Origin of the sequence: Ruegeria sp. HKCCA4812 (assembly GCF_013034245.1) — a bacterium.
Taxonomy (GTDB): Bacteria; Pseudomonadota; Alphaproteobacteria; order Rhodobacterales; family Rhodobacteraceae; genus Ruegeria.
The window spans coordinates 98,457-122,784 of the sequence record NZ_WQFQ01000004.1 but is presented as its reverse complement, the minus strand read 5'-3'; the positions used below and the strand labels follow the sequence as shown (position 1 = coordinate 122,784).

Below are 24,328 nucleotides of genomic sequence, written 5' to 3'. Positions count from 1 at the left end.
CGGGGGCCGATATGACCAATGACGCGTTGATCAAACATTTCCGCTCTATCGTCGGTACGCGTCACGTGCTGATTGGAGAGCGCGCGACAGAGCGCTTTCGGCGCGGTTTCCGCTCGGGCGAGGGTGAGGCGCTGTGCGTCGTTCAGCCGGGGACCCTGCTGGAGCAATGGAAGATCCTGCAAGCCTGCGTTGCAGCCGACAAGATCGTCATCATGCAGGCGGCCAATACTGGCCTGACCGAAGGGTCTACGCCGTCCGGCACCTATGACCGTGACGTAGTTCTGATCAACACGCGCCGGATGGATACTCTGGTGCCCTTGAACGACGCAGAGCAGATCGTCAGCTTTCCGGGCGCCACGCTTTTTGCGTTGGAAAAACTGTTGGCCCCGTTCGGACGCGAGCCGCATTCGGTGATCGGTTCGTCCTGCATCGGCGCGTCGATCGTGGGTGGAGTATGCAACAATTCCGGCGGTTCTCTGGTAGAGCGCGGTCCGGTTTACACGGAACTTTCCGTCTATGCGCAAATCACCGAACAGGGTGAATTGGAACTGGTCAACCATCTGGGCATCGATCTGGGCAGCACGCCGGAAGAGATCCTTGCAAACCTCGATGCAGGGAAATTTGAACGCAATCCCGGGGCAACCAACAAACGCGCATCGGCCAGCGACTACGCACAGATCGTGCGGGATGTGAATGCGGAAACGCCTGCGCGGTTCAATGCGGACAAGGCCAAGCTTTTCGAATCTTCGGGCTCGGCCGGGAAGCTGGCCGTTTTTGCCGTGCGCCTTGACACCTTTCCCAAGAACGAGGTCGAGAAGGTGTTCTATGTGGGCACCAACAATCCCGACGATCTGGCGGACCTGCGGCGCCACATATTGTCAGAGTTCAAATCGCTGCCGGTTTCGGCCGAATACATGCATCGCGAAGCGTTCGATATTGCAGCACGCTATGGCAAGGACACGGTCGTGATGATCGACAAGCTTGGCACGGACCGTCTGCCGATGTTCTTTGCGATGAAAGGCGCCGTGGATGCCCGCCTGCGGCGCGTTCCGTTTTTGCGAAATTTCACCGATCGTTTCATGCAGGCAGCAATAGCTTTGTGGCCCCGTGTCCTGCCCAAACGGATGACGGATTTTCGCGACAAGTACGAACATCACCTGATCCTGAAAATGAAGGATGAAGGTGTGTCCGAGGCCGCTGAGTGGTTGCCGCGATTTCTGAATGGCCGGGATGGCGGATTTTTCGAATGTGATGCGCGCGAGGCCAGGATCGCAGGCCTTCATCGTTTTGCGGCGGCAGGCGCGGCGGTGCGTTACATGGCGATCCATTCGGACGACGTCGAAGATATCATCGCACTTGACGTCGCACTGCGCCGCAACGACCAGGACTGGCTGGAGAAGCTGCCGCCTGAGATCGAAGACCAGTTGGTTCACAAACTCTATTACGGGCACTTCATGTGCCACGTGATGCATCAGGACTACATAGTCAAAAAAGGGGCTGACCCAAAAGCTCTGAAGGCCGCAATGTTGAAACTGTTTGACGAACGCGGCGCGGAATACCCTGCTGAACATAACGTGGGGCACCTTTATAAGGCCAAGCCCGACCTGGCGGCACATTACAAATGCTGTGACCCGACCAACTCGTTCAATCCCGGTATCGGCAAAATGTCCAAGGCGAAGAATTACCAATAGCCGGTTTTCCTGCGCGGCAGGGTGCTGTGAAAACGGCCGACAGATTCGTCGGGTTCTGATGAAAAGGGTGTTGGTGCCCGACAGCCTGATATCCTGAGCGCAACCCCGCAAGCATCTGCCGCGCAGAAGGCTGCCAGAACCGAATGAACGGAGTGTGCCAGGTATAGGGGAGATTCGGACGGCGCAGTCGGGGTCGTCGAAATCGGCAGAGGATTTCGCGTTGAGACGTGGAATTCAGCCGCGTATGGCACAGATCGTTCGGTTTTGAGTATCACACACACGCATTTGTCAGGCTGTCCGGGATTTGAACCGGCGGGTTTATGCGGTCAATTGACAGAGCATCGTTCTGTTCAGGTAATTTCAGGGTCGCGTGATTTCTGACAGGTTTTCCTAGGGTTACCCTTGGCTTGCAATCGGCTTGCAGATCATCCCTGCGAAGCTGCGGGCCAGAAGCCCGTCTTGCATGCGAAAATTTGCAGGTGACCGAGGCCGGGAAAACGCCATTTATCCCTTATTTTTCGCGTTTTTTGGGGAACTACGGGAAACCCCCAATTTCGCGCCGCGACAAACAGGGGTAAACATAACTTACCGTACTTACCACACAAACACACACGGTATTAACTTTCCCCGATGAGGGGCTGGCCACACCCCCTCGGCCGGCCCCTCTTAACTTTTTGGGGTCATGGCAGTTGGGATCAGTGGCCATGCGGATCGTTACGGGCGTCGAAGGGCGCGATGATCTTTGCGCCCGGCGTCAGCTTTTGATCAATTCGGCGACGAGGGCGGGCAAATCTTGTGATGCGCCATAGGCCACGGTGTGTGGAATTTCGGCGACCGGTGTTTTCCGGTATCCTTCTGTAAACAGCAAAAACGGGATCTTCGCACGCGCAGCCGTTTCCGCGTCAACTTCGCTGTCGCCGACGAACAGGCGCGGGCCGGACGCCTGAAGCGCATCGAAGCTTGCGAACAGATGGTTGGGGTCCGGTTTTCGCGTCGAAAGGCTGTCGCCACCCAGAACCGCGTCGAAATACCGGGACAGGTTCAGTGCTTCCAGCACATGCCGCGCCGGTGTTTCGGGTTTGTTGGTGCAGACGCCCAGAACGCATCCCATTTGCTGCAATTTGGCCAATGCCTCTGGGATGCCGGGGTAGGGAACAGTCGTTTCGCTGGCCGCGGAATTGTAGTGTTTGAGGGTCAGTTGGGTCAGTTCCGCGTGGCGATCCAGCGGCAGCTCGCAATGCCGGATCATGCGTTCGACCAGCTTGGGTAAACCGTTGCCAACGAATCCTTTGATGATATCCGTCGCCAATGGATCATGCCCAACGTCGTTCAGCGTGCGGTTGGCCGCCGCCGCCAGATCGCCCAGGCTGTCCACCAGCGTTCCGTCAAGATCGAATACAACTGCTGCGGTCATGTTTGCTTGCCCTTCATCGCCCGACCCAAGACCTAACCCGCCCTGTACCGGGGGGCAATCGCCTGTTTCAAAACGATGCTTGACAATCCTTACTAAAATAATCAGATTAAGCGACAGGAACAGAAAGCCAGCCCTCTCGGGGTCAGCCAAATCAATTGAAACGCGATAGATATGGCACCATGCCGAAACGCTCTGGAGATGTCCCGATGAACGTACAGAACCCGACCCCAACCCAAGGTTACGCTGTCTCGATGCTTCCCGCGCACAAGGCCGAGGATCTGACCAAGGGCGGCAACCTGGCCCATATAGAACTTGGCGATCAACTCTATACCCTGCGCATCACCCGTGCAGGCAAACTGATCCTGACGAAATGAGCGCGCCTTTAAAGCGCGGCGGCGCAGCGGTTGGCCGCCTTGCCGATCTCGATCCCATCGAAGCGGGTGCCGTGATGTACCTGCGGATGTGGAGCGAAGGCGAGGGCGGTCGTGCCGACGCTGCCAGCGATTTCCAAGTCGCGCTGGGCGCGGATTGCGGGCGTGCGGCAATGCTGACTTTGGATCGCTTGTGCTCGCTATGCGCCACCCATGGCCGTCGCCCCCTGATCCGGCATGGTCTTGGATGTGCATGCCTTGGCGCGGATGAGAATTGCTTTGCACAGATGATCGCGGCAGCGTCCGAAGGGGCGCGTGAAGATGCGATGATGCTGGCGTCTTTGATCGTACGTCCGGATTTTGCCCCCGCGCTGGCATCCCTGTCGGAAGAACTGGGGCTGACTCTCAGACGTATGACCGCAGGTTTCAAAATGCCGACCACCGGCCACCAGACCCCCTCGGCCGTGCTCCACTGACCCTGTGTGTGAAACGGTTGAACCCCGGCGATGCGCCGGGGTTTTTTCGTTCAGCAGCACCCGCATCCGGCATGGTGATGGTCATGATCGCAAACAAGGGCAGGGGTAAAGTCGCCCACCTCGGACAACACATCCCGCAGCGCCCACAGGATCATGTCAACATCCTCGGCCTCGATGGTCAGGGGCGGGCGGATTTTCAGGATGTTGTCCTTGGGCCCTTCGCTGCCGATCAGGATGCGGTGATCGCGCATCCGGTTTTTGACATAGCTGCAAATCTCGGTGCCTTCGCTTCCATCGAGGTTGATCAGTTCCACGCCGAGAAACAGCCCCATACCCCGCACGTCGCCAACGCAACCAAAGTCGGCTTCGATCTGGCGCAGCCCCGCCATCAGACGATCCCCCATCCGGCGGGCATTGTCCTGCAACCCTTCGTCATCGACGATATCCAGCACCTCTTTGCCGATCCGGCAGGACAGGGTTGAACCGCCAAAGGTCGAAAAGAACTCGATCCCGTTGTTGAAGCTGTCCGCGATCTCTGTGGTCGTCACCAGCACGCCCAGCGGGTGCCCGTTGCCGATTGGCTTGCCCATCACCACAATATCCGGAACCGCGCCCTGGTGTTCGAAGCCAAAGTAATACTCACCCAGCCGTCCCAGACCTGTCTGCACCTCATCGGCGATGCAAACACCCCCCGCAGCACGTATTTTTTCGTAAACCGCAGGCAGATAGCCTTTGGGTGGAATGATCTGGCCGCCGACCGACGGGAAGGTTTCCGCGATGAACCCTGCCACGCCCTGCCCTCGATCCCGAAGGGCGGCAATCGCCGGATCGACAAGATCAGCAAATTTCTGTGCCCGGTCCGCATCGTCACGCCTGAATGACCCGCGATAGTCATCGGCAACCTCTACCAGTTCAACCCAGTCGGCTTTCCCAATGCCGCCCGGTTTGTTGAATTTGTAGGCCGAGATCGCCACCGCAGCGTTCGTGTTCCCGTGATAGCCGTGATCCGGCGTCACGATCCCCTTCGCGCCGGTATGGGCGCGGGCCAGCCGCAGGGCCAGTTCGTTTGCCTCGGTTCCCGAATTGACAAAAAAGCAGACCTGTAGGTGATCCGGCATCTTCGACAGGATCTTGTCGGCAAATTCCACCTGTGCCGGATGCAGATAGCGGGTGTTCGAGTTCATCCGCTTCAACTGGTCCGCAGCCACGGCCTGAATGCGCGGATGGGCATGGCCCACATGCGGGACGTTGTTGTAGGCATCCAGATAAGGGCGGCCCCATTCGTCGAACAGGTGATGCTTCCAGCCGCGCACCAGCATGACCGGATCGTCATAGGTCAAGGATAAGTTGCCCCCGAAAAGCGCCCGCCGTTTGTGCAGGATGTCCGCTTTGTCAGTGGGGTGATAGAACACCTTGTCATCCGGTAGGTTCAGCAACGCCGCCGGGTTCGGGCAGACCGCGTGCCACAGCTCCAGTTCGTCCGGGTCTCCGACACCGGGCCAATCCGCTTCCATGCCATCGGTGGTCAGGGCCAGCTGGAAATGCACATGCGGGGCCCATCCGCCATTCTGGCCGGCATCGCCCAACCGCGCAAACGCGGCCCCCTGTGCCACCGGGTCGCCGGGTTTCAGCCGATCACAGCATTCCGAGTCCAGATGGCCATAGAGCGTATAGAACGGGTCGCCTTCGGGCGTTTCGTGATGCAGGATGATCACCCCGCCGTAATCAAGGTGCTGGTCGCGGTTTTCGACCACTTCGACCCGCCCGCTCATCGGTGCATGCAGAACCGTCCCGGCAGGCGCGAACACATCCACGGCCAGATGAACCGTCCGCCTGTCCGAGGCTTTCCAGGGGCCCTTGCGGAACCCCGGCTCGGCATAGATCAGGCGGGGCTCGTTATAGTAACCCAGCCACAGGTCCTGCCCGTATTCCTCGCCAACGCGCGCGGCCTCGGCCAAAGGCATGTGGAATGGGTCTTGGGGCCAGACGCAGTTTTCGACCGAAAGCGAGCCCATGGGCACATCGCCCAGGTCCTGGCCGAACATGTCGGCAAAATGTCCCCGGTGTTCCTGAAGATAGGCGTGGATGCGTTCAGCCCCATCAACCACGGGCAAGCCGCAAGCCGCCCGCAACCGCGCCGACATCAGCCCGCCATTGACTAACATGTTCTCAAGGAACCGCCAAGCGGGCGCTTGAGAGATCGTCACATAGGGATCATCCGGATTCTCGGCCGCCATCAGGGTCGAGTTGACGACCGACACGGCAAGCCGCATCCTCAGCAACGGCCAGATTAGGTCAACTTCTTCCGTCCGCAGCCGGTTGGCCGCGTGATAGCCCTTTACCAACGCAGCCAGTGCCCGTTCCGGTTTGGGGTGATCCAGCACGACATACGCGCCGGCAATCGCCAGATCGCAGATGCGCGGCGCGGCGCACATGTCGCCCAGATCGATCAGGCCCGAGATCCGCCGCCGCTCGCTCAGTTCTCCTTCGACCAGAATGTTGTAGTCATTGGCGTCATTGTGTATGGCCTGTTTCGGCAGGTCCGCAAGGGCGCCTGAGATTTCGGCAAACCCCTCACAGATTTCCGTCAGCAGTGCCCGCCGCGCGGGGTCAGGGATCGCGTTTAACTTGTCAGCAATCCAGCCCGCCTGCATCAGGTCCCATTTGAAACCGGCCCGGTGCAACCCTTCATGCTCAAACCCTTCCAGGGCCCGGTTGGTTGCCCCCAATACGCGGCCCAGTTTCAGGATCAGCTCTTCGGATTTTGGGGCGGCCTTCGCGTAACATTGGCCGGGCAGGCACTCCAACAGCCAAACCAGCCTGCGCTGTCCTTCAGATTCGGCAATCTCGGGCAGCATTTCGCCGGTCAGATCAGGGAATACCTTGGGAAACGGCAACCCCGGTGCCTCAGAAGCGATATGCGCCAGCGCCTTGATTTGCAGATCAACCAGATCCGCATCGCATCCGGTCCGCATGACCTTCAGCACATAATCCTGACCATTGGTGGCGTGCACCAGAAAATTCAGATCATATTCACCATCCAACCGCGTCAAACGGGCGTCCAGCCCCCAGAGCCGCCGCAGCGCGGCCGTCCAAAAAGCACTCAAATCGTCCATTCCCGTCTCCGCTCCGATCGCGCCGGAGCCCTCTTCATCTGGCCAAAAATATCCTCGGGGGGAATCGCGCCTTGGCGCGATGGGGGGCAGACAGCCCCCCCGCGTTACCCCATGGCCCGCAGGCGCTTGATCAAAGACGAGGTGTCCCAGCGGCCACCACCCAGTTTCTGAACATCCTTGTAAAACTGATCGACCAGAGCGGTGACGGGCAGGGACGCACCGGTTTCATTGGCGGTATCCAGACAGATGCCCAGATCCTTGCGCATCCAGTCGACGGCAAAGCCATGTTCGAACTGATCATCCAGCATGGTCTCATACCGGTTTGCCATCTGCCAGCTGCCCGCCGCGCCCTGGCTGATCACCTCGACCACGGCCCTTCCGTCCAACCCGGCCTTCTCGGCGAAGTGCAATGCTTCGCTCAGGCCCTGAACCAACCCTGCGATGGCGATCTGGTTGCACATCTTGGTCATCTGGCCCGCGCCGCTGTCCCCGATCCGGCGGCAGATCTTAGCATAGACCTGCATCACCGGTTCAGCCGCATCATACGCCGCCTGATCTCCGCCGCACATGATTGACAGAACACCGTTTTCGGCGCCTGCCTGGCCGCCCGAGATCGGCGCGTCCACGAAGGCGATACCCTGTGATTGGCCGGCAGCGTACAATTCCCGTGTGACTTTTGCAGAAACCGTGGTGTGGTCGACGAAAACAGCCCCGTTGGACATGCCGCGAAATGCGCCGTCCTCGCCCGTGCAAACCATGCACAGATCGTCGTCATTGCCGACGCAGGCCATCACAAATTCGGCGCCTTCAGCCGCGTCTTTCGGGGTGGCCGCCATCGATCCGCCATGCTGCTTTACCCAGGCTTCGGCCTTGGCAGCTGTGCGGTTGTAGACGGTGACGTCATGACCTGCGGCGTGAAGATGCCCAGCCATGGGATAGCCCATGACGCCCAAGCCAAGGAACGCGACTTTTGCCATTTTGTGATCCTCTCCGCTGTTCGGTCGGCTTCAGCGGTGCGTGCCTGGCCGAAATGTTTGGCGAAGACAAAGCAAAGCTGCGCCCAAAGGGCAACCCCAAGTCAGCCCTTCCCGCCCAGATCCTGCAGGATCGGGCAATCCGGCCTGTCATCCCCGGCGCAGGCGTCGATCAGGTGGCTCAGCGTCTCGCGCATCGCGTTCAGGTCGGCGATCTTGGCTTCGATCTGCGCCAGATGATCCCGCGCGACCTGTTTCACATCTGCACTGGCGCGGGTTTCATCCTCGTAAAGCGCCAGCAATGTCCGGCAATCCCCGATGGTGAATCCCAGAGCCCGGGCCCGGCCCAGAAAGTTCAGCTTGTGCACATCCTGATCGCGAAATCGGCGATAGCCGTTGTCGTCGCGCAGCGGTTTGATCAGGTCGATGTCTTCATAGTACCGGATCGTCTTTGCAGGCAGGCCGGTGCGGGCGGACACATCTCCGATATTCATGCGTGCACCTCCTTGGCGGGCGGGATCGGGGTTTCCGGCACGCTGGCTTGAACGCGACGCAGACGCAGCGCGTTCGAGACGACAAATACGCTCGAAAGCGCCATTGCGCCCGCCGCCAGTGCCGGAGACAACAGATGGCCTCCGAACGGGTACAGCGCACCAGCGGCGACCGGGATCAGCAGGACATTGTAACCGAATGCCCATCCCAGGTTCTGGCGTATGTTCCGCATCGTTCTGCGGCTGATCTCGGTTGCATTTGCAACCCCGCGCAGATCGCCGGACATCAGAACGACATCAGCCGTTTCGATGGCCACATCGGTGCCCGTCCCGATGGCGATGCCGATGTCAGCCGTTGCCAGCGCCGGGGCGTCATTTATGCCGTCGCCGACGAAAGCCAGCGTTCCGAACTGGTCCCGCAAGGCGGTGATCGCATCCACCTTGCCGTCGGGCAGCACTTCGGCGGTGACGTGATCAATCCCCAGCCGATCAGCCAAGGCCTGCGCGGTGCGCGCGTTGTCTCCGGTGACCATGGCCACGGTCAGACCCATTTGGTGGAGCCGCTCCAGCGCCTCTTCCGTGCCGGGTTTGACCGGGTCGGACACAGACAACGTGGCTGCGGCCTGCCCATCCAATGCGACGAACAATGGTGTAGCCCCTTCGGCGGCGCGGGCCTCTGCCTCGCTTGCCAGGGGGCCAAGGTCGATCCCGCGTTGTTGCATAAGCCGGTGCGACCCGATCAACACGTTGCGACCTTCAACCAGCCCCTGCATGCCAAGCCCGGTAAGCGACAGGACGTCCGTCGCCTGTGGCAGCGTCGGAGGCCCGGCCCGGGTGATCGCCGAAGCTATCGGGTGTTCCGACCGCGCCTCGAGGGCGGCGGCCAGCCGCACAACCTCATCCTTGTCAAACCCGTTCGCCGTCAGAACATTGTCCAGTTCTGGACGGCCCAGTGTCAGGGTCCCGGTCTTGTCCAGCGCGATGACGCGTGCCTGCTGAAGCTGCTGCAAGGCATCACCTTTGCGGAACAGAACCCCCAGTTCGGCCGCGCGCCCGGTGCCGACCATGATCGAAGTCGGAGTGGCCAGACCCATGGCGCAGGGGCAGGCTATGATCAGCACGGAAACCCCGGCGACAAGCGCCAGCGGCAGGGCGGGGCTTGGGCCGAAGATCAGCCAGGCCGCGACGGTGATCACGGCGACCAGGATGACCGCCGGGACAAAGCGATATGTGATCCGATCGACCAGGCCCTGGATCGGCAGCTTGGCCCCCTGCGCCTGCTGCACCATGCGAACGACCTGAGCCAGCACCGTGTCGCCCCCCACGCGCGTCGCCCGAACCCGCAAGGCGCCGGTGCCATTTACGGTTCCTCCGACAACAGCCGCGCCGGCTGATTTTCCAACGGGTATCGGCTCGCCCGTGATCATGCTTTCATCGACGTAAGAGGTGCCCTCGAGCACTTCGGCATCCACCGGCACACGTTCGCCCGGGCGGATGTGCAGGATGTCGCCCAACGCAATCTCGGCGATAGGGCGGTCTTCTATCCGGCCATCGATTTCGACCCGCGCGCTTTTGGGCTGAAGGCCCGCCAGTTTACGAATCGCGGCCCCGGTTTTGCCCTTGGCGCGCGCCTCCATCAGCCGGCCCAGAAGGATCAGAACGACAATCACAGCCGCCGCCTCGTAATAGACGTTGGCAGTTCCGACCGGTAACGCGCCGGGGGCAAATGTGGCTACGACCGAATACAGATAGGCCGCACCGGTTCCCAGCGCGACCAGCGCGTTCATATCCGGCGTGCCCCTCAGCAACGACGGGATGCCCTTGCGATAGAACACGCGACCGGGTCCCAGCAGCAGGGCCGTTGTCAGGGCGAACTGAATCAACTGGCTAGTCTGCGTACCGATGGTGGCGTGTACCCAATGGTGGAAGGCGGGGATCATGTGCCCGCCCATCTCAAGTATGAACACCGGCAGGGCAAGAGCGGCCGCCAGCAAAGTGGCCCGGGTCAGCCCTGCTGTTTCAGTGTCTGCGCGGTCTTCGGGTGTCGCAGCGGCTTGAGGCCGCGCCGGGTATCCGGTGTCGGTGACCACCTGTGCCAGCGCCTGTGGCGTCGTTGTCCCAGCAGCGTAAGTCACCGCGGCAGTTTGTGTCGCCAGATTGACCTGCGCTTCGATCACACCGGGGCTGGCCGCCAGCGCGCGCTCGATCTTGGCCACGCACGAGGCGCAGTTCATACCTTCAATGATCAGATCCGCCCGGCTGGTCTCGGCCGGATACCCTGCCGCGTCCAATGCCTTGGTCAGCGCCGAAACCGGCCCGTCAAAAGCCACCTGTGCGGACTTGGTTGCAAAGTTGACCGAGGCCGTTTCAACCCCGGGCACATCACGCAGCGCCTCTTCAACGCGTCCCACGCAGGATGCGCATCCCATGCCCGTGATTTTCAGCTCTGTCAGTGCTTTTTGCGCCATGCGACTCGCCCATGAAGTTTCCTTACTCACCAGATGGGGGTTCCAGTGACAGGAAGGTCAAGGGCCTGGGGCAGTTTTTTAATGCCCCGAGCCGCGCACGTTTCGTTCCATCATGCGCTGATAGAGGCGCGGTGACAGACGGTTGAGCCACCAGGACAGGCGCGCCACGCGGCCAACCGGGATCATGGGCTGCGATTTGTCCAGCCCGCGCAGGATCGTTTCGGCGGCGGCCTCGGGGCTCATCTCGTCCATCCCGTCCTTCGCCGATCCGGGCCGCGCTGTGCCATCCGCCTGCTCTTGTGCGTTGCCGGGGTTGGTGGCCACAAAGGACGGGGCAGCGATCAGAACCTCAACTCCATGAGGGGCTTCTTCCGAGCGCAGCGATTTGAAGAACCCCTCCAGCGCGTGTTTCGAGGCAGCATAGGCCGTCCGATGGTAAAGCGGTGCAAACCCGGCCACCGATGAGATGGCCAGATGTGTCCCCTTTGATGCCCGAACCGGGTGCAAGAACGCGCGGGCCATTTCAACGGCCGCAAAATAGTTGATGTCAAACAGAGTTCGGTGGCTGGCCGCGTCGGATTTTTCAAAGCCCCGGATTTGCGTGACGCCGGCGTTGTAGATGACCAGATCGATACTGTCGCTGGTCGCGATCACCTTTTGAGTTGCCATGGCAAGCTGGTCGGGATCCGTCAGATCGCAGCCAACAGGCAACTGGTTCGGCCCGGTGACCAGACCTGAAACATCGAGATCCAGCAGCACCACTCGCCACCCGCGACTTTGCAGAGCATGGCTGAGGGCCCGCCCCAAACCGCCCGCCCCGCCGGATATGACAGCCGTCTTCATAGCCCCGCCTGCTTTTGCCAGAGCGCGAATACCTGGGCGCTGGTTTTTTCCGGCGTGTAACCGAAGTCGGATTTCAGGGCGGTGTTGTCCAGAACCGGTCGATATTGCAGAAATCGCACCTGTTCCGGCCCATAGCGGGACAGACCCAGCGGACGCGCAGCGGCCAAAGCCGATTTCAGCGCCCAAGCGGGCAGGCGCAGAACCGGTTTCCCCATGGCGCGGGCCAGATCGGTCACGCCCATCGCGCCGTCCCCGGCGACGTTGTAAACGCCAACTGGCCCGTCGGTTGCCGCGCGCTTCAGGATGCGTGCCAGATCATGCGTCCAAATAAACACAAACGGGCTTTCGCTGCCGACCACGGCCAGCAGGCGGGGTTTGTGAAACAGGGCGGTGATCTGGTTTTCGGACCCGGCCCCCAGAACCGTGCCCACGCGCAGCACGACCTGTTCCAGATCGGGGGCGGTTTTGCGAACGTCGGCCAGCATCTCTTCGACCTGCCTTTTGTGATCGGAATACGGGAACTCTGGGTTGCCGCGCAACGGATCACCCTCGCGCAGGGGCACGGGGTTGTCTGGGTGATAGCCGTAGGCCGCACCCGAGGATGTGACCACCAATCTTCGTACTCCGTTGGTAAGGGCCGCGTTCACCACCTTGCGGGTGCCCTCGACATCAACCGCATATGCCGCTGCCCGTTCCATTTTTGGCGGAGGCGTCACGATGGAGGCCAGATGCACTATGACCTCAGGCTTCACGTTGGAGATCACGCGCGCGGGCGCGTCGGTCGTTACATCCAAGGGCAGATAGTGGACGTTTTCCGGCATGCTGTCGGGGAGTTTGATATCCGTTGCAAAAACATCGTGCCCCTTAAGTTCGGGCAACAGTGCCTGCCCGACCATGCCGGCGGCGCCTGTGATCAGGATACGGCTCATCGCGCGGCCTCGGTTCGGGCCATGACCGACGCCAGGGCAATCCCCGAGATCGCGTGCCAGATGCCCCAGAACGCGGCCACGACGGCCATGCCGCCCAGCCCGTGGAAAAAGGCAAAGATCAGCACCAGCCCAAGGCCGGAATTCTGAATGCCGGTTTCGATGGTGATGGCACGGCGATCGAAAGGGGACAGCCGGGTCAGAGTGGCCACAACCCAACCGCCCCCCAGCGCCAGGGCGTTGTGAAGGATCACAAGCCCGGCAACAGCCCCGGCAAAGCTGAGGAAGAACCCCCAGTTCGCGCCCAGGGCAAGTAAGATGAAAGCCGCAAAAATACCCATCGACAGGTATTGCAGCGGCGCACGCAACCGTGCGGTCAGGGCCGGGCGGCGCTGGTTCAGTGCGATGCCCAGGACCAGAGGCAGGATCAACATCAACCCGACAAGGATTGCGATTTGCACCGGGTCAATCTGGGTCTGTTGCAATAACGCGCGTGTCGGCGGATACAACCCGCCCCAAAGCGCAATGTTGAAGGGCGTCATGAAAATCGCGCCGATGGTCGCAAAGGCGGTCATCGACACCGACAGCGCCGCATTGCCACCGGCGCGGTGCGTAATGAAGTTCGAGATATTGCCCCCCGGACAGGCTGCGACAAGGATCAGCCCAAGCGCAATTGACGGTCGCGGGGCCGTCACCCACACAAGCGCAAAAGTCAGCGCCGGCAGGACCAGAAATTGGGATACCAGCCCGACGATCACTGGTTTCGGCGCGCGTCTGAGGCGATCAAAATCCCTTGGTGTCAGATCGATCGCAATCGAGAACATCACGATCGCCAGTATCGCATTCAACAGCGTCAGAGAGGCCGGGCTGAAATTCAGCGTAATTTCGTCGATACCACTCATACGGCGGCTTTCCGCAGCCGTTCGATCCACCCGGTGACAGCCTTTCTGTAAGTGGCCTTGTCCACGTAGTAAGCCATTCGCGGCAGATCGATATAGCTCATGCCTCCGGTGGCGCGCTTATAGTCTTTTTGTTTTTCGGATTTCAGATCGGCCGCCACCGGGCAGCCCTTCTGAAGACCTTTGATATAGCGCGCCACCATTTCGGCCTGCTCGTGCCTGCCCTGCCAGCCCAGACCCGTGGCCTCGACCATGCCCAGCACAAAAAGATCGTCCCGTTCGGGGTGCATCGCGTTCAGGTACAGATGTGGGGCATCGCCCTGCCAGTTCAGCAGGCCCCGGTCGATGAACGGATAGTGCAGCTTGTATCCGGTCGCGGCGAGAATCATGTCATAGTCTGCGCGCGTGCCGTCCTTGAAATGCACGGTTTTGCCTTCCAGGCGGTCGATATCGGGGCGAATGCGCAGGTCGCCATGGCCCGCGTGATACAGGACCAGCGAATTGACCACCGGGTGGCTTTCGTACAGCTGGTAATCGGGCTTGGGAAAGCCGTATTTCTGCGGATCACCGACAAACCAACTGAGGATGAGGCTGTCCAGCTTGCGCTTCAACCACATCGGCAGGCGGATCTTGCCGCCCATCGTGTCGGCCGGTTTGCCGAAAACGTATTTCGGCACGAAGTAATAGCCGCGCCGCATGGACAGATCGCAGCGTTCTGCGTGATGGATTGCGTCAACCGCAATGTCACAGCCGGAATTGCCCGCGCCCACGACCAACACACGCTTGCCGTCGAACTGACTGGGGTACCGATATTGCGAGGCATGGATTAACTCGCCGTCAAACGTGCCGGGAAAGCTGGGCATATTCGGTTCCGACAAGGTGCCGTTTGCAATCAGAACCCCTGCGAATTCGGCCTGATGCTCACCTTCGGCGTCCCGCCAGCCAACCCGCCAACCGTCACCGGATTTGCCCAGCGGAGTGATCTGGGTGACTTCTGCATTGAACCTGTAGCTTTCACGCAGGCCGAAACGATCGGCAAAGGACCGGAAATAGTCGCGCATCGCCCGATGCGAGGGATACTCGGCCACCGCCTCATCCATCGGGAAATCCTCGAATTCGGTCATGCGTTTTGAAGAGATCAAATGCGCCGATTCATACATGGTTGATCTGGGGGCATCGATATCCCACAGACCGCCCACATCCGAATGCAATTCGAACCCCTGAAAGGCGATGCCCTGTTCCTTGAGCACCTTGGCTGCGGCCAAACCCATCGGCCCCGCCCCGATCAGGGCGAATGCGTTGCGTGTCTGTGTCATGAACCCTCCCGAAGTTCGTGATGCTTAACTTGAACGAACGACCAAAATAAGGCAAGATGAAATTCATGAGTCCAAAAAACATAGAAAAACCAAGGCAAAGAGCACCGTCCAAGCGATCGCTTGAAACCAAGGCGCGGATCATGGATGCGGCTGAAACCGTCTTTGCCGAACGGGGATTCGAGGGTGCGTCTATCCGGGATATCGCGGCCTTGGCGGGGGTTCAGATTGGTCTTGTGCACCATCATGGTGGTGGCAAGGAGGAGTTGTTTTACAAAACCGTGGCGCGGCGCGCGGACGCGCTGGCGCAGCTTCGGATCGACGCGTTGAACACGGCCAAGGCCGTCGCTCCGCTGACGCTTCACAGCATTCTGGACAGTTTTATCCGACCCTATGTGGACCTGGCAGAAACGGGTGGGCCCGGGTGGATGGCATATGGGCGGTTGGTGGCCCACGTATCGGTTGACCCCAGGTGGCGCGATATCGCAGCAGAGTGTTTCGACCCTACCGCCCAGCTGTTCATCACCGAGATCGCCACGCTTTACCCGGATGTCGATCCTGCGGTTTTGGCAAGTGGCCAGGTTTATTCGGTCTCGGCGATGCTGGCCCATCTCAACAGTGGATGGCGGGTCAAAGCCCTGTCGCAGGGCGGTGACGTATCAGGCATGGACCGTCTGGTGGACTTTTGCGCCGCCGGTATCGAAGCAATGGTACGATCCGACCGTTGATGAACCATCACGCGGCGCCCGGTTGAGTGTTCAATCGTTCAGATGGCGCCTTGTATCCGAAGTAGCTGTTTCCAAAATTTGGACAATTGGCACAGGCCAGATGATTGTGTCCTTTTTGGCGCTCTTTGGGGCGTCATTCGCCTTGATTGAGGTGAAAACGTGGCGTCAATGTGGCGCGTGAGCTAGAAATATAATTCTGTTGTGCTACTCTGTCACAGAGTGGTTTGTAACGAGTATTAGTACGTAAGGTGGGCACATGACATTCATACGAAACATAGCTGCGATCGCTGTTGCAGGTGTGATGACTGCAAGCGGTGCGTCGGCGCTGACCATTTCCAGCATCTCGCCCTCTTGGCAAAACGTAAATCCAAGTTCCGGCGTTACTGAAAGCACCTCTGGTTCTACGATTTCTCTTCGCTGGGGAAGTGGCAGCAGCTCGAGTGGTTACGATTTCACGCCAACTGGCACGCCAATTTCAGGTCTGATGCCTGGAACTGCTTTTGCTCTGGGTCAGTTCTCGCATCTGAATTTCCCGATCACGGGAACAACCCTAAGCTCCGTCGACCTTCTTGTTGACATATTGATCAGCGGTGGCCCTTTGGTGTCTTCGTCGTTTGCCCTGACGCATAACGAGACATTGAATCGTCCAACGAACTGTCCGGCGGATTCTACCCCTTGTGATGACATCGTGACCATTACCAACAATTTGGGCTCTCAGAACTTTAATTTTCGTGGACAGAATTATGTGTTCTCGGTCCTCGGGTTCTCTCAGGACGGCGGCAGCACCATTTCGAACGGCTTCAGCACAACGGAAAACATGCAAAACGTCGCAACGCTGTATGGGGAATACACGGTAGCCCCCGTGCCGCTGCCCGCAGCTGGCTGGCTGCTTCTTGGCGGCATCAGCGGTCTGTTTGTGATGGGGCGGCGGAAAAAGCGCAGCACGGCCTGATCTGGCTTATTAATGCTCTCATCATTCTTGGTGGTGAGAGCAGACCTGGAACCGGGCCGCTCTTTGGCCAGGTTCTTCAGTCTTTCAGCCTATGCGCCCCGTGGGCCCGAGTTGATGGCATTGGCCTGAAACGACAAGCGCGCTTGCCGGGTTCCTGCCGCAGTGACGCTCGGTCATCATTCTTGCTGCAAATGTTCGAACAAAATCTTGCTGAATACCGATGGCGGCGATGTTCGTACCGCACTGGGTGAAGCGAAAAAACCAAACATGATGATCAGAATGATCAGGGCAGTACCGGCAAGGCAAGCCGCCGAAAGGTGAAAGACCGAGCGAACCATTGCGACACTCCCTTTTCTTGAAATCCGGAAATTCTGTGAGGGCTGAAACGTCAACCTGACTTTGCCAATTGCTGTTTCAGCCTTTGGTTTTCCGCCTGCAACTCTGCCAACTGCTGCCCCAGCCTGTTCAGATGAGGGCGCAACTCTGCTTCGGTGAAGCGCGGCGTGATGTGGCTTGGGCAGTTCCAGTCCAATGCCTCGACGCGGATGATCACGGCCCGTTCGGCCGGTCCCTCGGCCTCTTCCGGGTAAAGGGTGGCGGCCGCTGTTTCGCCTTCCGTGAACTCTACGCGCCCAAGGATCTTGAGGCGGCGTCGGTTGGCGTAATCCATCAGGATCATTGCAATACGATCATTGCCGTCCAGATTCCCGCGCGAGATATACTGTTTATTGCCCGAAAAATCCGCATATCCGATGGTCTGAGGGCCAAGTACCTTCAGAAATCCTGTCGGCCCGCCCCGATACTGCACATAGGGCCAGCCGGTCTCGGACACTGTGGATTGATAGAACCCGTCCCGCGCCTGAATGAACTCTTTCTCGGGGTCTCCGATCAGATGGCCTTGCCGCGGGCCACCTGCAATGAACTTGGCATAGGTTCTGGCCGATCCCATCCTTTCTTGATGGGCGCGGACAGCGGGTGTGAAGGTCAGTTCGGAAAAAGCGCGGGGCATTGGAAAATCCTTTCAAAGACCCAATTCGGACAACCCGGGGTGGTCATGAGGGCGTTCGCCCAAGGGCCAATGGAACAGCCTGTCATCTTCAGCTATCGGAAGATCGTTGAGCGAGGCATGGCGATGTGACATGCGCCCGTCATCGGCGAATTCCCAGTTTTCATTGCCATAGGATCGGAACCACTGACCGCTGTCGTCGCGCCATTCATAGGCATAGCGTACGGCAATGCGATTTCCGGCAAAGGCCCACAGTTCCTTGATCAGACGATAATCCAGTTCCTTCCGCCATTTGCGGGTCAGAAAGGCGTGGATGTCGGCGTGGCCGGACAGGAATTCAGCCCGATTCCGCCATTGACTGTCATCCGTATAGGCGGGCGTCACGCGGTCGGGATCGCGACTGTTCCAGGCATCTTCCGCCGCGCGCACTTTTTGAGCGGCAGTTTCCAACGTGAAGGGGGGCAAGGGGGGTCTGGACATTCCGCAAAGGCTTTCAGGTGAGGGAGGCGGCAAGAAGAGCCATGGTCAGAAGGAAGGGGACGTACTGAGGTGGAAAAATGCTGGCGCGACGTTTCATCGGTCAAATCCTCGGGTGTACAGATCAGTTAACTTACAGGTAAAGTGTACCGATCTGTAAACTTTTTCAAGTGGAAATTTCATGGTGAGACAAGGCGCCTGGTAAAACTATTTCAAAACAATGCTTTGGCCTGAGGTCATTGTACTTCACGCTCCATGGTAATATGTACAGAACGGTACACCATGGAGCCGAATCATGCGCCCAAACAAACGGGATGAGTTGGTCAGCAAGGCCCTGAAGGTCTTTTACCGCGACGGGTTTCACGCAACCGGCATGGACAAGCTGGTTGTGGAAACAGGCGTGTCCAAGACGTCGATGTACAAGCATTTCCGCACCAAGGAAGACCTGATCATCGCCGCGCTGCGCTTGCGGGATGAGAACTTTCGCAACTGGTTCTTTCAGCGCATCGACGAGATGGCGGAGACACCGGCCGATCAGATCATCGTCAGTTTTGATGCCCTGAAAGAGTGGTTCGAAGAGGACGGGTTCCGGGGCTGCATGTTCATCAAGGCCGGGGCCGAGTATCAGGACAAGGATCACCCGATCCATGAACAGGCCGCCGAACACAAACAGCTTTTGCTGGAACACTTCGCGGCCATAGCCCAACAGGCCGGCGCGCATGATCCTCGGAAGCTCGCGAGTCAGATCGTGTTGTTGCAGGAAGGAGCCATCGTTTCCGCCGTCCTGCTCAAGAACTGCGATCCGGCGGAAGACGCCAAGGATGCGGCCAAGCACCTTTTGGCCAAAGCACTGGCTTAACCCCGCCAGTCAAAAGGTATTCTCTGACATCGCAGGCCGAGACGTTGCGTTGTTCCTCAAAGGGACGCGGCGTCACAAGGATTGGCGTGAACCGAACACGGCGCTAGCCTTCTCGGAAAGACCGATTGGAGGGCGTTCAATGTCACTTTTCACTTCGACTGCGGCATGGGTCACTGATGAACACCGCATGTTCGCGGATATGGCGGGTCGGTTCATGGATGACGAACTGTCGCCCAATATCGAAACCTGGGTTGAAAACGGCGTTGTGGATCGCGATTTCTGGCGAAAGGCCGGCGAAACCGGGCTGATGGCGGGTGCGATCCCTGAAGAATATGGCGGCGTCGGCGGCGGCATGGGCTTTGACGCCATCACGGCCTACGAACAGGGCGCGCGGGGTGATGCGGGTTGGGGCTATGGCATTCAGTCGATCGTGACCCACTATCTCACCGCTTATGCTAGCGAAGATCAGAAGAAGAAGTGGTTGCCCAAACTGGCGTCGGGTGAATTGGTCGGCGCGTTGGCAATGACCGAACCCAGTACCGGTTCGGACGTGCAGGCGGTGCGGACGACGGCCGAGAAGGACGGCAACTCCTACCGGTTGAACGGGTCTAAAATCTTCATCACGAACGGACAGACTGCGGATCTGATCATCGTGACCGCCAAGACCGACAAGACCGCTGGTGCACGCGGCGTTTCGTTGATCGTGGTGGAAACCGACGGGTGTGAAGGTTTTCGCCGGGGGCGGAACCTCAAGAAACTGGGCATGAAGGGCAATGACACTGCCGAACTGTTTTTCGAAGATGTCAAAGTGCCGATGACAAACCTGTTGGGACCCGAGGAAGGGCAGGGTTTCTATCAACTGATGAAACAGCTGCCGTGGGAACGGCTGAATATCGCGATCATGGCGCTGGGCGCGATCGATTTCGCCATCGCCGAAACAGTGAAATACGTGCAGGAACGCAAAGCCTTCGGGCAGCGGGTGATGGATTTTCAGAATACCCGGTTCAAACTGGCGGAATGCAAGACCAAGGCCGAGGTTCTGCGCAGTTTCATCAATGATTGTATCGGGAAACTGGAAGCAGGCGAACTGGACGCGGCAACTGCTTCGATGGCCAAATACTGGGGATCCGAGGTGCAGAACGAGATCATGCATGAATGCCTGCAACTGTTCGGCGGCTACGGGTTCATGATGGAATACCCGATTGCGCGTCTTTACGCGGATGCCAGGGTGCAGATGATCTATGGCGGCACCAACGAGGTCATGAAAGAGCTGATCGCGCGATCGCTCGACGTCTGAGCCCACCATGCGGGCTCTCCCGCCCGTCGTCATCATTCCTGACGGAATGACTCCTCCGGTTGGGCCCGGCAGGCCCGGGCAAAGCCCGTTCCTGCCGGGCCTGTTTCGTTGCCGCAGCACGGGTCAAAAGGCCGCTTGCAAAGGGAGGGGCATCGGTATGATGATCCGCCGACAAGACTCAGAGGCCCGACGTGAACGATCCCGAACATGCACTTTGGCAGACCACTTGCACCGAGACAGTCCCCGCACCGCCCCTGACCGCTGACGCAGCGGTTGATCTGGCTGTCTTCGGAGGTGGCTACACCGGTTGTTCAGCGGCTTTGACCGCAGCCCGCGCCGGCGCGTCGGTCTGCCTGCTCGAGGCGCAGGAAATCGGGTTTGGCGGTTCGGGGCGCAATGTCGGTCTGGTCAATGCGGGGCTGTGGCTGCCGCCGGACGACATCCGTGCGCATATCGGTACTGAACCGGGGAACCGTTTGATCGACTTGCTGGCCAAGGCGCCGTCGGATGTGTTTGCCTTGATCGATGAATATGGCATTGCGTGTGAGCCCGTGCGCAACGGAACCCTGCATTGCGCTCATTCCGCGTCGGGTTTGAAGGACCTGCATACGCGTCATGCGCAGTTGAGCGAAGCCGGAGCACGGGTTGAGCTGTTGTCGGCGGACCAGGCGGGTGAACGCACCGGCAGCCAGGCCTTTCAAGGTGCCTTGTTCGATCCACGGGCAGGAACCATTCAGCCTTTGGCCTATGCGGTGGGTTTGGCGCGCGCGGCGTCACAGGCCGGGGCGCGGATACACACGCAAAGCCCCGTGCAGACCATGACATATGAGGGCGGGTACTGGGTTCTGGTGACACCGGGCGGGACGGTTCGGGCAAGATCGGTCATTCAGGCGACGAATGCCTATCATGTTGCGCTGCCGGATACCGCGCCTGCCTATGTGCCGGTCTACTATTTCCAGTACGCCACGGCCCCGCTGACCGACAATTTGCGCGCCAGTATCCTGCCAAGGAAAGAAGGGTGCTGGGATACCGGGCTGATCATGACGTCATTCCGGCTGGATCAGGCGGGTCGGATGATCATTGGCGGCATGGGGGATCTGGGACATGCCGGCCGGGTTGCACATTCCGGTTGGGTCCGGCGCAAGCTGGCCGAGCTCTATCCGCACTTGGCCGACCAGCCGTTGGAACACGGGTGGCACGGGCGGATCGCAATGACATCGGATCATATTCCAAAGATCACGCAGATCGGCCCCAACGCTTTGGCCGCACACGGGTATTCCGGTCGCGGCATCGGCCCGGGCACGGTGTTCGGCCGCATGATGGCCGAAAGCCTTCTGGCCGGTGATCCCTCGCTTCTGCCGGTTCCCGCAGTGTCGGAACACCGCGAAAACTGGACGCGCGTGCGCCGCGCCTTTTTTGAATCCGGCGCGGCGCTGACGCATCTTGTAAAGGCGCGGTTCTAAGCTCAGACAGACCGGGTGATACCGCCGTCCACCCGGATATTCTGTCCGGTGATGTAACCGCCGCCCTCCGAGGCGAGCAGAGCGACGACCGAGGCGATCTCGTCGTAGCTGCGCCCATAACGACCCATCGGAATGCGGCTGCGGAATTCTTCTTTCTCGGGCAGGCTGTCAATGAAGCCCGGAAGAATGTTGTTCATGCGGATATTCGCGGCGGCAAATTTGTCCGAGTACAGCTTGGTGAAGGCGGCCAGCCCGGCGCGGAACACGCCCGAGGTCGGGAAAACCGGATCCGGCTCGAACGCGGCAAAGGTCGAGATGTTGATGATCGAGCCTCCCCCCTGCGCCTGCATGATCGGGGTCACAAGCCGGGTTGGGCGCACCGCGTTCAGGAAATAGACATCCATGCCGGTGTGCCAATCCTCATCCGTCAGTTCAAGGATCGGGGCGCGGGGGCCGTGACCGGCAGAATTGACCAGAACGTCAATTCGCCCCCAATGGGCCATGGCGGCATCGACAAGTTTCTGCAAGTCTTGCGCGGACTGGTTCGAGCCGGTGACGCCGACGCCGCCCAGATCATGGGCCAAAGCTTCGCCTTTGCCCGAGGCCGACAGGATGCCAACTTTGAACCCGTCTGCCGCCAACCTGCGTGCGGAATCCGCACCCATGCCGCTGCCGCCGGCTGTGATAAGAGCTACTTTTTCCATCTGACATCTCCGTTTCCACTTGTTCCCAAGATGGCGATCAAGGCCCCGTTTGACCAATCAGTTCTGCTGGTCCTATGCTGTAGAAAATCTACAAGATCATGCCATGACCGCCCTTCCTCCCCTGAATGCGTTGCGGGCTTTTGAAGCCGCCGCGCGGCATCTGAACTTTCGGCTGGCTGCCGAGGAACTGGGCGTGACACAAGGCGCTGTTGCCCAGCAGGTGCGCGGGCTTGAGGCGCGATTGGATCAGGTCCTGTTCGACCGCCTGCCGCGTGGCTTGCGGTTGACCGAAGCCGGGCGCCGGTTTCACGCGCCTTTACGCCGGGCCTTCAGGCTGATCGAAGAGGCCGTGGAAGACCTTTCTCCGGACCGTCGGATCACATTGTCAGTCACGCCAAGCTTTGCCTCAAAGTGGCTGGTGTCGCGATTGTCGGGGTTCACCGACTTGCATCCGGATATCTCGGTTCAGGTGGATGCGCGCGAACGTTTGGCGGACTTCAACTCGGATGGCGTGGATCTGGCAGTCAGACAGGGCAGAGCGCCTTTTGGGTCTGATCTGGATGCAACGCCATTGTTTTCGACCGAATTCATCCCGGTGTGCAGCCCCGCCATCGCCGCGCAGGTGGACGATCCATCTGACCTTCTGGGGCAGGTGCTGCTGAACGATACCCACGGGCTGTGGCCTTTGTTCCTTGAGAGGGTGGGTGTAAGCGGCAAGCCTAGGATGATGAGCTTCAGCCAGACCAGTCTTGCAATTGACGCTGCCCTCTCGGGGCAGGGGATCGCACTGGCCAATGCCCCACTGGTCGCGCCCGAGGTTGCATCGGGCCGTCTGGTCCAGCCGCTTGAGGATGTCTTGATCGAAGATCTGGGGTTTTATATTGTCGCGCCGCGCAAGCCGCGACAGCCGCAACTGGTCAGGATCATGCGCGACTGGCTGTTGTCTCAGGTCTGAAGAGACGCGGCGATCGCCTCGATCCGGGCCCGCACCCAGCGATGTGCCGGATCATTGGCCGACCTCTGGTGCCAGACCATGTAGATCGACACCGGCGCGCATTCGAAGGGCAGTGGCGCGCAATCCAGCATGGCCAGCGGGCCCTGTTTCATCAGCGCCGTGTCGGTCGAGATCAGGTCGCTGCCCTGTATGAAGGCCGGGATGGCGTTGAAATGCGGCAGGGTCACCACCGCTGGCCTGATCTGGCTTTGATCGACGCCACGCATGACGGCGCGGGCATTGCGGCCATCGGCAAAACGCACCTCGACATGATCGCAGTTGCAATAGGCGTCCCAACTGTCCGGGGGCGTGCGCTGTGTGGCGTCATAGAACAGCATCAGCGGGCTGGTCATCAGGCGTTTTTGAAAGATGTCCGGCCCGTCCGGCGGCAACGGGGTCAGCATCAACTGGCATCTGTCACTGCGCAGCAGCTCGGGGTCGGGAACGCCTGAAGGAATGAATTCCAGCCGCAGACCTGCGTCTTCGGCACGTGTTTCTCTAAGCAGCTGCGGAAAGATCAACTCGCGTGGCATGTCATTGGTGGCGATGCGGATCCTGATCTGTTCAGACTGCGGGTCGAACGGCCGCCCTTCGGTCAGCGCCCGCATTCCGTCCAGCACCTTTCGCGCGGGCTCCTTCAGGGACAAGGCGCGCTCGGTCGGTGTCAGGCCCTGACCGGACCGGACAAACAACGGGTCGCCCAGCACCAGCCGGAGCTTGGCCAGCGTGTGGCTGATGGCCGATTGCGTGACGCCCAGCCGATCCGCAGCTTTCGAAACCGAGCTTTCCTCGAGAATGGTCAGAAAGGTGCGCAGAACCTTGCCGTCGAGATCAGTGAAATCGATTTTCTTCATACCGCTTATGAT

At 59.8% G+C, this 24,328-nt stretch carries 22 protein-coding genes; 9 read left to right on the top strand and 13 right to left on the bottom strand.

Going from position 1 to position 24,328, the window contains the following annotated elements:
- Positions 1-11: 11 nt before the first annotated feature.
- A complete protein-coding gene (dld, locus tag GOW04_RS13065) occupies positions 12-1,691 on the top strand; it encodes a D-lactate dehydrogenase (protein ID WP_171232843.1) in 1,680 nt (559 codons plus the stop codon).
- Positions 1,692-2,445: 754 nt separating this feature from the next.
- On the opposite strand, the gene gph is transcribed toward dld, so the two are convergent.
- Complete coding sequence (gene gph / locus GOW04_RS13060; protein ID WP_171168853.1) at positions 2,446-3,105, bottom strand: phosphoglycolate phosphatase; 660 nt, start codon at positions 3,103-3,105, stop codon at positions 2,446-2,448.
- A gap of 206 nt (positions 3,106-3,311) precedes the next feature.
- Here gph and hemP point away from each other — a divergent pair, with 206 nt between their 5' ends.
- Positions 3,312-3,479 (top strand): hemin uptake protein HemP, encoded by a 168-nt coding sequence (gene hemP / locus GOW04_RS13055; RefSeq protein WP_083445319.1) that lies wholly within the window; start codon positions 3,312-3,314, stop codon positions 3,477-3,479.
- The gene (locus GOW04_RS13050) at positions 3,476-3,952 is read left to right on the top strand and encodes a hypothetical protein (protein ID WP_171232842.1); all 477 of its coding nucleotides are present in this window, start codon (positions 3,476-3,478) and stop codon (positions 3,950-3,952) included. Before hemP ends, GOW04_RS13050 begins: the two co-directional genes overlap by 4 nt.
- 50 nt (positions 3,953-4,002) lie before the next feature.
- Here the strand turns inward: GOW04_RS13050 and GOW04_RS13045 are convergent, their stop codons facing one another.
- The 8 genes from GOW04_RS13045 to GOW04_RS13010 all read right to left on the bottom strand — a co-directional run bounded on the left by GOW04_RS13045 (position 4,003) and on the right by GOW04_RS13010 (position 14,985).
- On the bottom strand, positions 4,003-7,068 hold the full coding sequence (locus GOW04_RS13045) for an aminotransferase class III-fold pyridoxal phosphate-dependent enzyme (protein WP_171232841.1): 3,066 nt from the start codon (positions 7,066-7,068) through the stop codon (positions 4,003-4,005).
- A gap of 104 nt (positions 7,069-7,172) precedes the next feature.
- On the bottom strand, positions 7,173-8,045 hold the full coding sequence (locus GOW04_RS13040) for an NAD(P)-dependent oxidoreductase (RefSeq protein WP_171232840.1): 873 nt from the start codon (positions 8,043-8,045) through the stop codon (positions 7,173-7,175).
- A gap of 101 nt (positions 8,046-8,146) precedes the next feature.
- On the bottom strand, positions 8,147-8,536 hold the full coding sequence (cueR, locus tag GOW04_RS13035; protein ID WP_171118663.1) for a Cu(I)-responsive transcriptional regulator: 390 nt from the start codon (positions 8,534-8,536) through the stop codon (positions 8,147-8,149).
- A complete protein-coding gene (locus GOW04_RS13030) occupies positions 8,533-11,001 on the bottom strand; it encodes a heavy metal translocating P-type ATPase (RefSeq protein ID WP_171232839.1) in 2,469 nt (822 codons plus the stop codon). The genes cueR and GOW04_RS13030 overlap by 4 nt, the downstream gene beginning before the upstream one ends.
- Before the next feature lie 78 nt (positions 11,002-11,079).
- Complete coding sequence (locus tag GOW04_RS13025) at positions 11,080-11,844, bottom strand: SDR family oxidoreductase (protein ID WP_171232838.1); 765 nt, start codon at positions 11,842-11,844, stop codon at positions 11,080-11,082.
- Positions 11,841-12,773: an SDR family oxidoreductase gene (locus GOW04_RS13020; protein ID WP_171232837.1), complete on the bottom strand. Its 933-nt coding sequence runs from the start codon at positions 12,771-12,773 to the stop codon at positions 11,841-11,843. The genes GOW04_RS13025 and GOW04_RS13020 overlap by 4 nt, the downstream gene beginning before the upstream one ends.
- Positions 12,770-13,672: a bile acid:sodium symporter family protein gene (locus GOW04_RS13015; protein WP_171232836.1), complete on the bottom strand. Its 903-nt coding sequence runs from the start codon at positions 13,670-13,672 to the stop codon at positions 12,770-12,772. Before GOW04_RS13015 ends, GOW04_RS13020 begins: the two co-directional genes overlap by 4 nt.
- Positions 13,669-14,985 (bottom strand): NAD(P)/FAD-dependent oxidoreductase, encoded by a 1,317-nt coding sequence (locus GOW04_RS13010; RefSeq protein WP_171232835.1) that lies wholly within the window; start codon positions 14,983-14,985, stop codon positions 13,669-13,671. Before GOW04_RS13010 ends, GOW04_RS13015 begins: the two co-directional genes overlap by 4 nt.
- Before the next feature lie 65 nt (positions 14,986-15,050).
- Between GOW04_RS13010 and GOW04_RS13005 the strand changes: the two genes are divergently transcribed.
- Together GOW04_RS13005 and GOW04_RS13000 are read left to right on the top strand one after the other, a co-directional pair.
- Positions 15,051-15,710 carry a TetR/AcrR family transcriptional regulator gene (locus GOW04_RS13005; RefSeq protein ID WP_171232834.1) on the top strand — a complete coding sequence of 220 codons (660 nt, stop codon included), beginning with the start codon at positions 15,051-15,053 and terminating at the stop codon, positions 15,708-15,710.
- Positions 15,711-15,966: 256 nt separating this feature from the next.
- On the top strand, positions 15,967-16,662 hold the full coding sequence (locus GOW04_RS13000) for a THxN family PEP-CTERM protein (RefSeq protein ID WP_171232833.1): 696 nt from the start codon (positions 15,967-15,969) through the stop codon (positions 16,660-16,662).
- A gap of 388 nt (positions 16,663-17,050) precedes the next feature.
- On the opposite strand, the gene GOW04_RS12995 is transcribed toward GOW04_RS13000, so the two are convergent.
- Positions 17,051-17,671: a pyridoxamine 5'-phosphate oxidase family protein gene (locus GOW04_RS12995; protein WP_171118650.1), complete on the bottom strand. Its 621-nt coding sequence runs from the start codon at positions 17,669-17,671 to the stop codon at positions 17,051-17,053.
- Positions 17,672-17,683: 12 nt separating this feature from the next.
- Positions 17,684-18,148, bottom strand: a complete 465-nt coding sequence (locus GOW04_RS12990) for a nuclear transport factor 2 family protein (RefSeq protein WP_171206217.1) — start codon at positions 18,146-18,148, stop codon at positions 17,684-17,686.
- A 292-nt stretch (positions 18,149-18,440) separates the two neighbouring features.
- Between GOW04_RS12990 and GOW04_RS12985 the strand changes: the two genes are divergently transcribed.
- The 3 genes from GOW04_RS12985 (at position 18,441) to GOW04_RS12975 (ending at position 21,764) form a co-directional block, all read left to right on the top strand.
- A complete protein-coding gene (locus GOW04_RS12985; protein WP_152458914.1) occupies positions 18,441-19,004 on the top strand; it encodes a TetR/AcrR family transcriptional regulator in 564 nt (187 codons plus the stop codon).
- A 139-nt stretch (positions 19,005-19,143) separates the two neighbouring features.
- Complete coding sequence (locus tag GOW04_RS12980; RefSeq protein ID WP_171232832.1) at positions 19,144-20,301, top strand: acyl-CoA dehydrogenase family protein; 1,158 nt, start codon at positions 19,144-19,146, stop codon at positions 20,299-20,301.
- A 191-nt stretch (positions 20,302-20,492) separates the two neighbouring features.
- Positions 20,493-21,764: an FAD-binding oxidoreductase gene (locus tag GOW04_RS12975; protein WP_171232831.1), complete on the top strand. Its 1,272-nt coding sequence runs from the start codon at positions 20,493-20,495 to the stop codon at positions 21,762-21,764.
- A gap of 2 nt (positions 21,765-21,766) precedes the next feature.
- On the opposite strand, the gene GOW04_RS12970 is transcribed toward GOW04_RS12975, so the two are convergent.
- Positions 21,767-22,468, bottom strand: a complete 702-nt coding sequence (locus GOW04_RS12970; RefSeq protein WP_171232830.1) for an SDR family oxidoreductase — start codon at positions 22,466-22,468, stop codon at positions 21,767-21,769.
- A 103-nt stretch (positions 22,469-22,571) separates the two neighbouring features.
- On the opposite strand from GOW04_RS12970, the gene GOW04_RS12965 reads away from it, so the two are divergent.
- Complete coding sequence (locus GOW04_RS12965; RefSeq protein ID WP_171232829.1) at positions 22,572-23,423, top strand: LysR substrate-binding domain-containing protein; 852 nt, start codon at positions 22,572-22,574, stop codon at positions 23,421-23,423.
- Here the strand turns inward: GOW04_RS12965 and GOW04_RS12960 are convergent.
- Positions 23,414-24,316 (bottom strand): LysR family transcriptional regulator, encoded by a 903-nt coding sequence (locus GOW04_RS12960; protein ID WP_171232828.1) that lies wholly within the window; start codon positions 24,314-24,316, stop codon positions 23,414-23,416. The two genes, GOW04_RS12965 and GOW04_RS12960, sit on opposite strands and share 10 nt — an antisense overlap.
- Positions 24,317-24,328: the final 12 nt, after the last annotated feature.